9 protein-coding genes are annotated in these 13,860 nt (G+C 70.4%); 2 read left to right on the top strand and 7 right to left on the bottom strand.

Annotated features, from left to right (window positions below; translation table 11 throughout):
- Window positions 1-304 precede the first annotated feature (304 nt).
- On the top strand, window positions 305-1,531 hold the full coding sequence (locus DWB77_RS09205) for a thiolase family protein (protein ID WP_120720781.1): 1,227 nt from the start codon (window positions 305-307) through the stop codon (window positions 1,529-1,531).
- Window positions 1,528-3,660 (top strand): 3-hydroxyacyl-CoA dehydrogenase NAD-binding domain-containing protein, encoded by a 2,133-nt coding sequence (locus tag DWB77_RS09210; protein WP_120720782.1) that lies wholly within the window; start codon window positions 1,528-1,530, stop codon window positions 3,658-3,660. The genes DWB77_RS09205 and DWB77_RS09210 overlap by 4 nt, the downstream gene beginning before the upstream one ends.
- A 149-nt stretch (window positions 3,661-3,809) precedes the next feature.
- Here DWB77_RS09210 and DWB77_RS09215 read toward each other — a convergent pair whose 3' ends face one another.
- The 7 genes from DWB77_RS09215 to DWB77_RS09245 all read right to left on the bottom strand — a co-directional run bounded on the left by DWB77_RS09215 (window position 3,810) and on the right by DWB77_RS09245 (window position 13,859).
- Window positions 3,810-4,961: a hypothetical protein gene (locus tag DWB77_RS09215; RefSeq protein WP_216826840.1), complete on the bottom strand. Its 1,152-nt coding sequence runs from the start codon at window positions 4,959-4,961 to the stop codon at window positions 3,810-3,812.
- A gap of 175 nt (window positions 4,962-5,136) precedes the next feature.
- A complete protein-coding gene (locus DWB77_RS09220; RefSeq protein WP_120720783.1) occupies window positions 5,137-6,648 on the bottom strand; it encodes a glycosyltransferase family 39 protein in 1,512 nt (503 codons plus the stop codon).
- A gap of 73 nt (window positions 6,649-6,721) precedes the next feature.
- On the bottom strand, window positions 6,722-8,215 hold the full coding sequence (locus DWB77_RS09225; protein WP_120720784.1) for an amino acid permease: 1,494 nt from the start codon (window positions 8,213-8,215) through the stop codon (window positions 6,722-6,724).
- A 148-nt stretch (window positions 8,216-8,363) separates the two neighbouring features.
- Window positions 8,364-10,289 (bottom strand): 1-deoxy-D-xylulose-5-phosphate synthase, encoded by a 1,926-nt coding sequence (gene dxs / locus DWB77_RS09230; protein ID WP_120727570.1) that lies wholly within the window; start codon window positions 10,287-10,289, stop codon window positions 8,364-8,366.
- 177 nt (window positions 10,290-10,466) lie between these two features.
- Window positions 10,467-11,771 (bottom strand): sugar ABC transporter permease, encoded by a 1,305-nt coding sequence (locus DWB77_RS09235; protein WP_120720785.1) that lies wholly within the window; start codon window positions 11,769-11,771, stop codon window positions 10,467-10,469.
- Complete coding sequence (locus DWB77_RS09240; RefSeq protein ID WP_120720786.1) at window positions 11,768-12,556, bottom strand: ATP-binding cassette domain-containing protein; 789 nt, start codon at window positions 12,554-12,556, stop codon at window positions 11,768-11,770. Before DWB77_RS09240 ends, DWB77_RS09235 begins: the two co-directional genes overlap by 4 nt.
- A gap of 199 nt (window positions 12,557-12,755) precedes the next feature.
- On the bottom strand, window positions 12,756-13,859 hold the full coding sequence (locus tag DWB77_RS09245; protein WP_174248686.1) for an ABC transporter substrate-binding protein: 1,104 nt from the start codon (window positions 13,857-13,859) through the stop codon (window positions 12,756-12,758).
- Between the last annotated feature and the right edge of the window lies 1 nt (window position 13,860).

Consider the following 13,860-nt stretch of genomic DNA (forward strand, 5'->3'; position numbering starts at 1 on the left):
CCAGCACCGAGTGGCTAAGGGGCGCGGGGAACTGCGCGCCCAGCCACGCACGGTCCGCACATGACCAGGGGTTTTGGGGGCGCGGGGAACTGCGCAACACGCGACCCCGGCCCGCAGCCCCAGGAACCCCGGGGGCTGGGGCGGAGCCCCAGGGGGGTGGGCTCCGAGTGTGACGTTCGCCGCTCCCGCCCAGGGGACTGGGCAGTTTGGTTACCCGTAAGTAGCATGGGTGAGGTGAGCGCGCGCTCAGTCGGCGCGCGAGCCAAGCGCAGCAGTGCCATCCCGCACCTGGAGGAGAGCCATCGTGCCTCGTACCGTCAGGGACGTCGTCTTCGTCGACGGCGTCCGCACCCCGTTCGGCAAGGCGGGCCCGAAGGGCATCTACCACGAGACCCGGGCCGACGATCTCGTCGTCAAGGCGATCCGGGAGCTGCTGCGCCGCAACCCGGCTCTGGACCCCGCCAAGATCGACGAGGTCGCCATCGCCGCGACCACGCAGATCGGCGACCAGGGCCTGACCCTGGGCCGCACCGCCGGCATCCTCGCGGGTCTGCCGCAGTCCGTGCCGGGCTACTCCATCGACCGCATGTGCGCGGGCGCCCTGACCGCCGTGACCTCGGTCGCCGGTTCCATCGCGTTCGGCGCGTACGACGCCGTCATCGCCGGTGGCGTCGAGCACATGGGCCGTCACCCCATGGGCGAGGGCGTCGACCCGAACCCGCGGTTCGTCAGCGAGAAGCTGGTCGACGAGTCCGCCCTGTTCATGGGCATGACCGCCGAGAACCTGCACGACCGCTACCCCCAGATCACCAAGCAGCGCGCCGACGAGTACGCCGTGCGCTCGCAGGAGAAGGCCGCCAAGGCGTACGCCGACGGCAAGATCCAGCAGGACCTGGTCCCGATCTCGGTGCGCAACACCAACGCCGAGGTGGGCGAGACCGGTTGGGGTCTGGTCACCGCCGACGAGCCGATGCGCCCGGGCACCACCCTGGAGAGCCTGGCGAACCTGAAGACGCCGTTCCGCGTCCACGGCAACGTCACCGCGGGCAACGCGGCCGGCCTCAACGACGGCGCCACCGCGTCGATCATCGCGTCCGAGGAGTTCGCGCGGGAGAACAACCTCCCCGTGAAGATGCGCCTGGTCTCCTACGCCTTCGCGGGCGTGGAGCCGGAGGTCATGGGCTACGGCCCGATCCCGGCCACCGAGAAGGCCCTCGCCAAGGCGGGTCTGTCGATCGAGGACATCAACCTCTTCGAGATCAACGAGGCGTTCGCCGTCCAGGTCCTCGCGTTCCTGGACCACTACGGCATCGCCGACGACGACGCGCGCGTCAACCAGTACGGCGGCGCCATCGCCTACGGCCACCCGCTCGCCTCGTCCGGCGTACGTCTGATGACGCAGCTGGCGCGGCAGTTCGAGGAGCAGCCGGAGGTCCGCTACGGCCTCACCACCATGTGCGTCGGCTTCGGCATGGGCGCCACGGTCATCTGGGAGAACCCGCACCACAAGGACGCCGGAGGCAGCAAGTGAGCACCACCACCGCTGAGCTTCTCAAGGGCGCGGCCGAGCTGTTCCCGGACGAGGTCGTGACGTCCGCGCACGTACGCCACCTCGAACTGCCTTACGGCGCCGGGCGCTTCGCGCTCATCACGCTCGACAACGGCTTCGACCACACCAAGCCGACCACCTTCGGCCCCGGCTCGCTGGCGAACCTCAACGCCGCCATCGACCAGGTCGAGAAGGAGGCCGCCGAGGGCTCCATCGTCGGCGTCGGCGTCACCGGCAAGCCGTTCATCTTCGCGGTCGGCGCCGACCTCAAGGGCGTCGAGCTGCTGAAGAAGCACGAGGACGCGCTGGCCATCGGCAAGGGCGGCCACGAGGTCTTCAAGCGCCTCGCGGGCCTCGCGGTGCCGACGTTCGCGTACTACAACGGCGCGGCCATGGGCGGCGGCGTCGAGGTCGGTCTGCACTGCACCTACCGCACCGTCTCCAAGGCGCTGCCCGCGTTCTCGCTGCCCGAGGTCTTCCTCGGCCTGGTCCCGGGCTGGGGCGGCTGCACGCTGCTCCCCAACCTGATCGGCGCCGAGAAGGCCGTCTCGGTCATCATCGAGAACTCGCTGAACCAGAACCGTCAGCTCAAGGGCAAGCAGGTCTTCGAACTCGGCATCGCGGACGCCCTGTTCGAGGGTGCCGACTTCCTGGAACAGTCCCTCATCTGGACGGCGAACGTCCTCAAGGGCGACGTCACCGTCGAGCGTCCCGCCATCGACCGCGGCGAGGCCTGGGACCAGGCCGTCGCCAAGGGCCGCTTCATCGCGGACTCGAAGGTGCACGGGGCCGCCCCGGCCGCCTACCGCGCCCTCGACATCATCGCGGCGTCCAAGGACGGCGACCTCCAGGCCGGCTTCGACGCCGAGGACAGCGCGCTCGCCGACCTCATCATGGGTGGCGAACTGCGCTCCGGCATCTACGCGTTCAACCTGGTCCAGAAGCGCGCCAAGCGCCCGGCCGGCGCCCCGGACAAGAACCTGGCGCGCCCGGTCACCAAGGTCGGCGTGGTCGGCGCGGGCCTGATGGCCTCGCAGCTCGCCCTGCTGTTCCTGCGCCGCCTGGAGGTGCCGGTCGTCCTGACCGACATCGACCAGGAGCGCGTCGACAAGGGCGTGGGCTACGTCCACGCCGAGATCGACAAGCTGCTCGCCAAGTCCCGGATCAACCAGGACAAGGCCAACCGTCTCAAGGGCCTGGTCTCCGGTGTCCTGGACAAGGCCGAGGGCTTCTCCGACGCCGACTTCATCATCGAGGCGGTCTTCGAGGAGATCGGCGTCAAGCAGCAGGTGTTCGCGGAGGTCGAGGCGGTCGCCCCGGCGCACGCGATCCTCGCCACCAACACCTCCTCGCTGTCGGTCACCGAGATGGCGTCGAAGCTGAAGCACCCCGAGCGGGTCGTCGGCTTCCACTTCTTCAACCCGGTCGCGATCCTGCCGCTCCTGGAGATCGTCCGGGGCGAGCAGACCGACGACGTCTCGCTGGCCACGGCCTTCGGGGTGGCGCGCAAGCTGAAGAAGACCGCGGTCCTGGTGAAGGACGCCCCGGCGTTCGTCGTCAACCGCATCCTGACCCGCTTCATGGGCGAGATCCAGAACGTCATCGACGAGGGCACCCCGGTCGCCGTCGCCGAGAAGGCCGTCGAGCCGCTCGGTCTGCCGATGTCGCCGCTGGTCCTGCTCGAACTGGTCGGCCCGGCCATCGGCCTGCACGTGTCCGAGACCCTCAACCGCGCCTTCCCCGACCGCTTCACGGTCTCCGAGAACCTGGCCGCGGTCGTCAAGGCCGGCAAGCGCGGCTTCTACGTGTACGACTCCGGGAAGCCGGAGCTGGACCCGGAGGTCGCCGCCCTCCTGAAGCAGGGTGATGTGGCCCTGACCGAGGAGCAGACCCGTGACCGTGTCCTGGACGCGGTGGCGCAGGAGATCGGTCTGATGCTGGACGAGGGCGTCGTCGCCGAGGCCCAGGACATCGACCTCTGCCTGATCACGGGCGCCGGCTGGCCCTTCCACCTGGGCGGCATCACGCCGTACCTGGACCGCGAAGGCGTCTCGGAGCGCGTGAACGGCAAGAAGTTCCTGGCGCAGGGCGTCGCGAGCGTCCCGGCGTAACCTGGTTCCACCCCGGCGGCCCCGCACTTCGGTGCGGGGCCGCTGTCGTGCCCAAGTGCCGCTCCCACCACGGTGGTTGACGGCCCGTCACCAGGATGCACGAAGGCCCGGGACCACGCGTGGTCCCGGGCCTTGGTGCGCGTCAAGGGTCAGACCTGCTGCCAGGCCTCCAGGGCCAGGCCCGGCTCGTCGGTGCGCTGGCGGGTGATCCGCAGGCCGCCGTCGACGGTGAACACGCCGAGCACGACGCGGCCGTCGGCGTCCACCGTCAACGCGGGGGCGCCCACGCAGACTTCACCGGTCGGGGTCCAGGTGACCCCGGCCTCCTCCTGCTCGGTGGGGTAGGCCGCTATCGCGGGGCGGCCGTCGCGGTCGCGCTGGGCCAGCACCGTGCAGTCGACGCCGTCGATCTCCTTGCGCAGCACCGCGACGGGGCCCGAGCCCCGGCCGCCGAGCGACTCCATGGGACCGTCCCCGCGCCAGGCGCGCAGCTCGCCGGAGTCGGCGTCGCGCAGGAAGAACGTGACGCTGCCGTCCTCGCCGGTCTCCAGGCCGTTGACGGTGGCCGTCTCCGGGTGGCCGGGAAGCTTGTCGACGCGCTCGAACTTGGCGTCGGCGGCGGCCCGTCGGAAGCGCATGATGCCGTCGTCGGACGGGGCGTGGATGAACATCCGGCCGCCCTCGGCCGCCACGACGGATATCGAGCGGTCGGCGCCGTTGCCGTTGAGGTCGGCCCAGCCGGCCCACTTGCCGGACGGCTCCTGGCCGCGCGCGGACACTCCGCCGAAGGCGTTGCGCACGACGATCTGGGCGTTGCCCAGCGAGTCGACGCCCACCGAGGGGTGGCCCATGCGCAAGCCCAGCTTCCAGTCGCGCCGTGGGTAGGGCGAACCCACGACGGCCCAGTTCTTGACGGGGCGGCCCGTCTGGTACTGGATGGCGTGGACCAGCTCGGTCCAGGTGCCGCCGTCCTCGATGGGGGTCTGGCGCAGCGCCGCCAGGTGCACATAGCCGTCGGGGCCCTGGGCGACCGAGAGGTGCGACTGGAGTCCCTTGCCCGGCGCCACCAGTTCGGGGCCCGTCCAGGCGCCGCCCGGCCGGGTCTCGGTCCAGCGGGCCACGCCGCCGGTGGCGGGGGCGTACGCGGAGAGCCGGCCGTCCTTGCCGAGCCGGAGCCAGCCGGTGACCGTGGGGCGGCCGTCCTCGGTCGCCACGCGGGGGGTGGCGGCGACGGGTGTGGTGACGATGGAGCCGGACCGCTGGGGCTCACCGCCCGCCGTCTGTCGAGACCTCAGTGCCATGGTCCACGACCACCTTTCCCCACCGGATCCGCGCGAGCGTCCGGGTCCAGCAAACCAGCGACGTCCAGCGACTTTAACACTGGTCGCCACCCCGCTTTTCCCCGGGATTTCCGTCCCGACGTGGGGCTTTTCACCGCTCCCCGCACCCGCCCCGGGCGGAGTTTCCACCCCTGGGCTACGTCCGCCCGGGTGAGGGCCGGTCCGCGCGTACGTAGAAGACGGCCCCGTCCACGACGGCGCTGCGCTCGTACCGTGCGGCGAGGAAGCGGCGCAGGGTGGGGAGGCGGTCGGGGGCGAAGGGTTTGCCACGGGAGTCGTCCACGACGAGCGCCGGCGGCCGGTCGGCGAGTTCGGTGCGGAACACCGGCCACGCGCCGTCCACCCCGTACTTCTCCCCCACCTGGGGTCCGTCGCGGCCGCCGCTGTAGTTGGTGAGCAGCCCGGCGGTCAGATAGCGGCTGGCGGGGGCGCGCCGGGCCAGCCAGTACGTCTCCGGGTGTATGCCCCAGACCAGGACCCGTTCGGTGGGCGTGGTGCGGGCCTCGACGGCCGCGGCGAGGCGCTCGCTGTGGGCGAGCTCCGGGCGCGGGGCGAGCACCCCCCACACCAGGAACAGGGCGCAGGCGCAGGCGCAGGTGGACAGCGCGCTGGTGAGCCGGGGGGCGGGCAGGATCTGGAGCGCGCCGGTGGCGAGCAGCACCAGGGGCGGGATGAGCTGGAGGTAGTAGTGGCCGAAGAAGTGGAAGCCGAGCAGGACCGCCCCCGCGGAGGCGATCAGCCAGAGCCACAGGTCCCCGGCGCCGGTCCGGGCGATGCGCAGCACCCGTACGACCGGCGGCAGGAGCCCCGCGCAGCCCGCGGCCAGGATGAGGGTGTTGGTCAACCCCCGCGCCAGGACGTGGAGTTCGGACCCGGTGAAGGAGGCATAGGCGGCCGATCCGGTGACCGTCCAGAACAGGAAGCGGGAGGGCCCGGTGGACAGGGCCACCGCGAGGACGGGGGCGGCGAGGCCAACCCCCGTACGCAGCAGGGAGGTTCGTAGCGGCCGAGGATGGTGCCACGCCAGCCACAGGACGGGGAGGAGGACGGCGCCGCCGGTCTGTTTGGTCAGGCACGCCCCTGCGACGGCGAGGCCGGCCCGGGTGAAGTGCCCCCGGTCGGCGCAGCGGACGGCGGCCGCCGTGAAGGGCAGCATGAACACCTCGAAGGTGGCCGCCTGGGCGTCCTCGGGGTTGAGCCCCACCGAGACCAGCAGGTACAGGACGCCGGCGGCGCGCCCCGCGCCGTCGCCCCAGCGGCGTCGTGCGGTGGAGGCGAGCGCGAGCGCGGTCAGGAGCTGGGCGGCGATCGCGGCGAGGCGCAGCGGGCCGAGCGAGCCGTCTCCGCACACGGCGAACGCGGCCTCGTACAGCCAGGGCAGCAGGGGTGGTTTGCGGTCGACGACCGTGGTGTACAGGGTGCCGCCGCTCGCCAGGAGGCGTGCCTGGACGGCGAGATAGCCCTCGTCGGGGCTCCACAGGGGGTGCCGGAAGGACGGGAGGCGGGTGAGGAGGGCGAGCACGGCGAGGACCGGCAGCAGGCGCCGCCAGTAGCCCTCGGGGGCGCGCGGGTCGGTGGGGCGACGGCCCTTGGCCGCCGGGATGCTCGTGGTCGCGGATCGTAGCGACGGTGGTGGCTCGGCGAGCATGCGGGCCACCCTATGCGGCCCCGTACGCCCCGAGCGCGGGGACATACGGGGCCGCTGCCGAATCGGGGGCGGGTTACCGGGTGGTGCGGGGCGCGGGCTCCTCGACGCGGCTGTGGCGGCGGCCGTAGACGAAGTAGATGACCACGCCGATCGCCATCCACACGGCGAACCGGATCCAGGTCTCGGCCGGCAGGTTGAGCATCAGCCACAGCGAGGCGGCCACCGCGAGCGCGGGCACCCAGGGCACCAGCGGGGTGCGGAAGGCGCGGGGCAGGTCGGGCCGGGTGTGGCGCAGGATGACGACGCCGACGGCGACGACGACGAACGCGAACAGGGTCCCGATGTTCACCAGGTCGGCCAGTTCGCTGAGGCTGGTGAACCCGGCGACGATCGCGATGATCACGCCGAGCAGGATGGTCGGCCGGTGCGGGGTGCGAAAGCGCGGGTGGACGTGGGAGAAGAACCGGGGCAGCAGCCCGTCCCGGCTCATCGCGAAGAACACCCGGGTCTGGCCGAGCAGCAGGATCATGCAGACCGTGGTCAGGCCCACCGCGGCGCCGAAGCTGATGATGCCGGCGAAGAAGGGGTGGCCGGTGGCCTTGAACGCGTCAGCGAGCGGCGCGTCCACCGACAGCTTGGTGTAGTGCTGCATGCCCGTCACCACGATCGAGACGGCCACGTACAGGAGGGTGCAGATGAGGAGCGAGCCGAGGATGCCGCGCGGCATGTCCCGCTGCGGGTTCTTGGTCTCCTCGGCGGCGGTCGCCACGATGTCGAAGCCGATGAAGGCGAAGAAGACGACCGAGGCGGCGGTGAAGATGCCCATCACGCCGAAGTTGGTGGGGGCGTAGCCGCTCATCAGCTGGATGAGCGGGGCCTTGAGGTCGCCGCCCGCGCTCTGTGCCTGCGCCTTGGGGATGAACGGCGAGTAGTTGTCGGAGTTGATGAAGAACGCGCCCGCGATGATCACGATGAGGACGACCGTCACCTTGATGGCGACGACGACCGAGGTGACCCGTGCCGACAGCTTCATGCCGAGGACGAGGATGCCGGTGAGTACCAGGACGAGCGCGGCCGCCAGGATGTCGAAGCCGAAGCCGTGGGCGCCGTCGCGCCCGCTGAGGGCCTCGGGCAGATGCCAGCCGGCGTTGTCCAGGAGCGAACGGACGTAGCCGGACCAGCCGACCGCCACCACCGCCGTGCCGAGCGCGAATTCGAGCACCAGGTCCCAGCCGATGATCCACGCGGGCAGCTCGCCGAGCGAGGCGTAGGAGAAGGTGTACGCGGATCCGGCCACCGGCACCGTCGAGGCGAACTCGGCGTAGCAGAGCGCGGCGAGCGCGCAGACGACGCCCGCGACCACGAACGCGAGCGAGACTCCCGGCCCCGCGTTCTCCTTGGCGACCTTGCCCGTGAGGACGAAGATGCCGGTGCCGATGATGACTCCGACCCCGAAGACGGTGAGGTCGAGAGCGGACAACGACTTCTTGAGTGCGTGTTCTGGCTCCTCCGTGTCTCTGATGGACTGTTCGATCGATTTGGTCCGGAACAGACCTTTACTGGCCACCCGTGCACCTCCGCTAGCTCAACGTCCTCGCCATGATCGGGAGGAGTGGAGGTACGGGTACCGGGCTGAGCGCGTTTTTCACGCGAACGGGCCGGACCCATCACCCGTACGGGAGATCGGTCCGGCCCATTGACCTGCACTCACATGATCAGTCGCGCACGGGCTCCGCCGCCGCCCGGCTCTCCTCGAACCGTCCGTCCAGCTTGGAGACGAGACCGGTCACCTGGCGGGCGATGTCGGGCGCGGTCAGACCGATCTCCGTCATCACCTCGCCGCGCGAGGCGTGGTCGAGGAAGCGCGGCGGAATGCCGAAGTCGCGCAGCGGCACGTCCACGCCCGCGTCGCGCAGCGCCTGGCTGATGGCCGAACCGACGCCGCCCACGCGGCTGTTGTCCTCGACGGTCACCACGACGCGGTGCTTCTCGGCGAGCGGGGCCATGGCCTCGTCGACCGGCTTGACCCAGCGCGGGTCGACCACGGTCGTCGAGATGCCCTGGGCGTCCAGGAGGTCGGCGATCTCCAGGCACATCGGCGCGAGCGCGCCGACCGAGACCAGGAGCACGTCCGGGCGCACCGCGGCCGAGGAGGGCTCGCGCAGCACGTCCATGCCGCCGATGCGGCCCACGGCCTGGACGGCGGGGCCGACCGCGCCCTTGGAGAAGCGCACCACGGTGGGGGCGTCCTCCACCGCGACGGCCTCGCGCAGTTGGGCACGCACCTGGTCGGCGTCGCGCGGGGCGGCGATCCTGAGGCCGGGCACGACCTGGAGGATCGACATGTCCCACATGCCGTTGTGCGAGGCGCCGTCGGTGCCGGTGACGCCGGCCCGGTCGAGCACGAAGGTCACGCCGCACTTGTGCAGCGCGACATCCATGAGGACCTGGTCGAAGGCGCGGTTGAGGAAGGTGGCGTACACCGCGAACACGGGGTGCACCCCGCCGGTGGCGAGGCCCGCCGCGGAGACCGCGGCGTGCTGCTCGGCGATGCCCACGTCGTAGACGCGCTCGGGGAACGCCTTGGCGAACTTGTCGAGGCCGACCGGCTGGAGCATGGCCGCGGTGATCGCGACGATGTCCTCGCGCTCCTTGCCGAGCGCGACCATCTCCTCGCCGAACACCGAGGTCCAGTCGAGCCCGGAGGTCGACACGGGAAGGCCGGTGTCCGGGTGGATCTTGCCGACCGCGTGGAAGCGGTCGGCCTCGTCCGCGAGCGCCGGCTGGTAGCCGCGGCCCTTCTCGGTGAGGCAGTGCACGATGACCGGGCCGCCGAAGCGCTTGGCGCGCTGGAGCGCCGACTCCAGGGCCTCGATGTCGTGGCCGTCGATGGGGCCGACGTACTTCAGGCCCAGGTCCTCGAACATGCCCTGCGGGGCGATGAAGTCCTTGAGGCCCTTCTTGGCGCCGTGCAGGGTCTCGTACAGCGGCTTGCCGACGACCGGCGTGCGCTCCAGGAGGTCCTTGCCCTTGGCCAGGAAGCGCTCGTAGCCGTCCGTGGTGCGCAGGGTGGCGAGGTGGTTGGCGAGGCCTCCGATGGTCGGCGCGTACGAGCGCTCGTTGTCGTTGACCACGATCACCAGGGGGCGGTCCTTGGCGGCGGCGATGTTGTTCAGCGCCTCCCAGGCCATGCCACCGGTCAGCGCGCCGTCGCCGATGACCGCGACGACGTGGTCGTCCTTGCCGAGCACCTCGTTCGCCTTGGCGAGGCCGTCGGCCCAGCCGAGGACCGTCGAGGCGTGGCTGTTCTCGATGACGTCGTGGTCCGACTCGGCGCGCGCCGGGTAGCCGGACAGCCCGCCCTTCATCTTCAGGCGGGAGAAGTCCTGCCGCCCGGTGAGCAGTTTGTGGACGTAACTCTGGTGCCCGGTGTCCCACAGGACCCGGTCCCGGGGGGATTCGAAAACGCGGTGCAGTGCGATGGTCAGTTCCACCACACCGAGGTTCGGACCGAGATGTCCGCCGGTCTTGGAGACCGCGTCCACCAGGAAGGTCCGGATCTCTGCCGCCAGCTGGTCGAGCTGCTCCGGGCTGAGCCGGTCAAGATCGCGCGGTCCCCTGATACGGGTAAGCAGCGGCACCCGTGCCTCCTTGCATCCGTGCTGGTCGAGCATGCCGATCCGTTGAGTCTAATGTTCCGGCCGCGACCGCGGTCGCGGGGCGGTGCGTTCCGTGGCACCCGTGTTGCCCATACGGCACGCCACGCGCAGACGTGCCCGGCGCCTCACGGGCACCGGGCACGTCGGGAACGGGGCAGGTCAGGCGCGGCCCGCGGACTTCTGGGTCTTGCGCGTGACGGCGTCGATGATCACGGTGAGCAGAAGCACACCACCGGTGATCATCTGCTGGATCGCCGAGGCGACGCCTTCGAGCGCCAGACCGTACTGGATCGAGACGATCACCAGCACGCCCAGGAGCGCGTTCCAGGTGCGGCCGCGGCCGCCGAAGAGGCTGGTGCCGCCGATGACGGCCGCCGCGATGGCGTTCATCAGGAGCTCACCGCTGCCGGCGCCCTGGTTGGCGGCGCTGATCTTGGACGCGATGAAGAGGCCGCCGATGGCCGCGAAGGTGCCGGAGATCGCGAAGACCGAGGTGCGGACCAGCACGATGTTGATGCCGGCACGACGGGACGCCTCGACGCTGCCACCGAGCGCGAAGATCATGCGGCCGTACGCGGTGCGCCGGAGCACGAAGTCGGTGACGATCAGCACTGCGAGGAAGATCACCACGGCCAGCGGCAGGCCCTTGTACTGGTTGAACATGAAGGCCGCGGCGAAGGCCACCACGGCGAGCAGCACCGTGCGCAGCACGATCTCGTTCAGCGGCCGCGAGGGGACGCCCGCGGCCTCGCGGCGGCGGCTGTCGAAGAACGCGGACAGGAAGTACACGGCGACGGCCACCGCGGCGGCGCCGTAGGCCACCGCGACATCGCTGAAGAAGTAGTTCGACAGGTTGTAGAAGACGCCTGAGCCGTTGGTGTTGATCGTGCCGTTGTCGCCCAGGATCTTCAGCATGAAGCCGTTCCAGAACAGCAGACCGGCCAGCGTGACGGCGAAGGCGGGGACGCCGATCCTCGCGAAGATGAAGCCGTGGAGGGCGCCCGCGACCGTGCCCGTCAGGATGGCCAGGATCAGCGCCAGCCACTCGGGCGTGCCGTGGATGATGTTGAGGACCGCGAAGGACGCGCCCGCCACACCGCTGACCGAGCCGACCGACAGGTCGATCTCGCCGAGCAGCAGCACGAAGACGATGCCGACCGCGATCATGCCCGTGCCGACCATGGCGACGGAGATGTCGGACAGGTTGCCCGCGGTGAGGAAGTTCGAGTTCAGGCTCTGGAAGACGATGCAGATGATGACCAGGCCGATGATGACGGGCAGCGCGCCCAGGTCACCGGCGCGCACCTTGCGCTTGAACTCGCCGAGGTAGCCGGTGAGGCCCTGCTCGCGGACGAGCAGGCGGGGGTCGACCACGGTGGAGGCGGCCTCGGCCGGGGGCGGCGCGTCCACGGGGGCCGCGGCCGGCTTGCCGAGGTCGGCCGGGGAGGTCTTGTCGGTGCTCACTTCTGAACCTCCGCGTTGCGCGCCGCACGGCGGGTCACGGCGTTGTCCGTGGCTCCGGTGATGGCGGAGATGATCTCTTCCTGCGAGGTGGTCTTCACATCGAAGACACCGTTGTTCCGGCCGAGCCGGAGCACCGCGACCTTGTCGGCGACGGCCTTCACATCGGCCATGTTGTGGCTGATGAGGACGACCGCGTGGCCGCGCTCGCGCAGCCGCTCGACGAGGTCGAGCACCTGGGCGGTCTGCTCGACGCCGAGCGCCGCGGTCGGCTCGTCGAGGATGACGAGCTTGGGCTCGCCGAGCATCGAACGGGCGATGGCCACGGTCTGGCGCTGACCGCCGGAGAGCGAGGCGATCGGGATGCGCACGCTCGGGATGCGGATGGACAGCGTGGTGAGCAGCTCGCGCGAGCGGCGCTCCATCTCGACCTCGTCGAGGACGCCGCGCTTCTTCAGCTCGCGCCCGAGGTAGAGGTTGCCGACGACATCGATGTTGTCGCACAGCGCGAGGTCCTGGTAGACGGTCGCGATGCCGAGGGTCTGGGCGTCGTGCGGCTTGCCGATCTGGACGGCCTTGCCCTCCCACTCGATGACGCCGTCATCGATGGGGTGCACGCCGGCGATCGTCTTGACCAGCGTGGACTTTCCGGCGCCGTTGTCGCCCACCAGGGCGACCACTTCACCGGCGTGGACCTCAAGCTCTACGTCGGTGAGCGCCTGAACGGCACCGAACCGCTTGGAGACCCCGCGCAACGCCAACACGGGCGTAGCGGACACGTGAACCATCTCCTTCGCCGCCTGACCGGCGGGGATGCCGCGCCCGAAGGGGTGGGGGCGCGGAGGTCGAGCAGAAGAGAACAGAAAAAGGGGAAAACGTTTCGTCCGGCGCCCCCGCCGCAGCGGGGGACAGAGGCGGGCGCGGGGCGCCGGAGGGAAGGTGCTGTCCCTCAACTCCCTTGCCGGGCAAGGGAGTTGGCGGGAGGAACTACTTGAGGCCGGCCGCGTCGCAGGCGGCCTTGTAGGTGCCGGTGCAGATCTCGGCGACCGTGTAGATCTTGTCCTTGATGACCGTGTCGTTGACGTTGGCCTTGGTCAGCGAGACGACCGGGACGATGGTGGACGGAACGCCCTTGGTGGTCGGCGAGTCGACCTTCTTGGCGTCGAGCGAGCCGAGGGACTCGCCCTTGGCGAGCTTGACCGCCATCTCGGCGGCGATCGCGTCCTCCTGCGGGTAGGACTTGTAGACGCTCATGTACTGCTCGCCCGTGAGGATCCGCTGCACACCCGCGAGCTCGGCGTCCTGACCGGTGACCGGGGGAAGCTTGGCGAGGCCGGCCGCCTTGAGGGCGGTGATGATGCCGCCCGCCATGCCGTCGTTGGCGGAGTAGACGCCGATGACCTTGTCCTTGCCCAGGGCGGAGAGCGCGCCCTCCATGTTGGCGTTGGCGTTCTCGGGCTTCCACTCCTTGGTGTCGTACTCCTTCCCGATGTTCACCTTGCCGTCGAGCTCGGCGTGGGCGCCCTTCTTGAAGAGCTTGGCGTTCGGGTCGGTGACGGCGCCGTTCATCATGACGATGTCGCCGGACTTCGCCTTGTCGCCCAGGGCCTGGAGGAGGGCCTTGCCCTGCACGTGGCCGACTTCCTCGTTGTCGAAGGAGACGTAGGAGTCGATGGGGCCCTCGGCGAGGCGGTCGAAGGCGACGACCGGGATGCCGGCGTCCTTGGCCTTCTTGACCGAGCCCGCGATGGCCTTGGAGTCGACCGCGTCCACGATGAGGGCGTCCACCTTGTTGGTGATCATCGTGTCGGCCTGCTGGTTCTGCGTCGTCGCGTCCTGCTTGGCGTTGGCGTAGACGATCTGGCCCTTGCCGCCCGTCAGCTCCTTGACCTTGGCCTCGATCAGCGGCTTGTCGAACTTCTCGTAGCGCGCGGTCTGGTTCTCCGGGAGCAGCAGACCGATCTTGAGGTCGTCGCCCTTCTTGGCGCCGTCGGACGACTTGGTTCCGCCGCCCGACTCCTTGGCGCTGCCACAGGCGGCGAGCGAGACGGCCATCGCGGTGGCGGCGACGGCTACAGCGGCACGACGCATG

The organism is Streptomyces hundungensis, from assembly GCF_003627815.1.
GTDB classification, from domain to species: Bacteria; Actinomycetota; Actinomycetes; order Streptomycetales; family Streptomycetaceae; genus Streptomyces; species Streptomyces hundungensis_A.

Coding starts and splice junctions, on each gene's coding strand:
- DWB77_RS09245 (WP_174248686.1), bottom strand. CDS start 13,859: ATGCGTCGTGCCGCTGTAGCCGTCGCCGCCACCGCGATGGCCGTCTCG.
- DWB77_RS09215 (WP_216826840.1), bottom strand. CDS start 4,961: ATGGCACTGAGGTCTCGACAGACGGCGGGCGGTGAGCCCCAGCGGTCC.
- DWB77_RS09240 (WP_120720786.1), bottom strand. CDS start 12,556: ATGGTTCACGTGTCCGCTACGCCCGTGTTGGCGTTGCGCGGGGTCTCC.
- DWB77_RS09220 (WP_120720783.1), bottom strand. CDS start 6,648: ATGCTCGCCGAGCCACCACCGTCGCTACGATCCGCGACCACGAGCATC.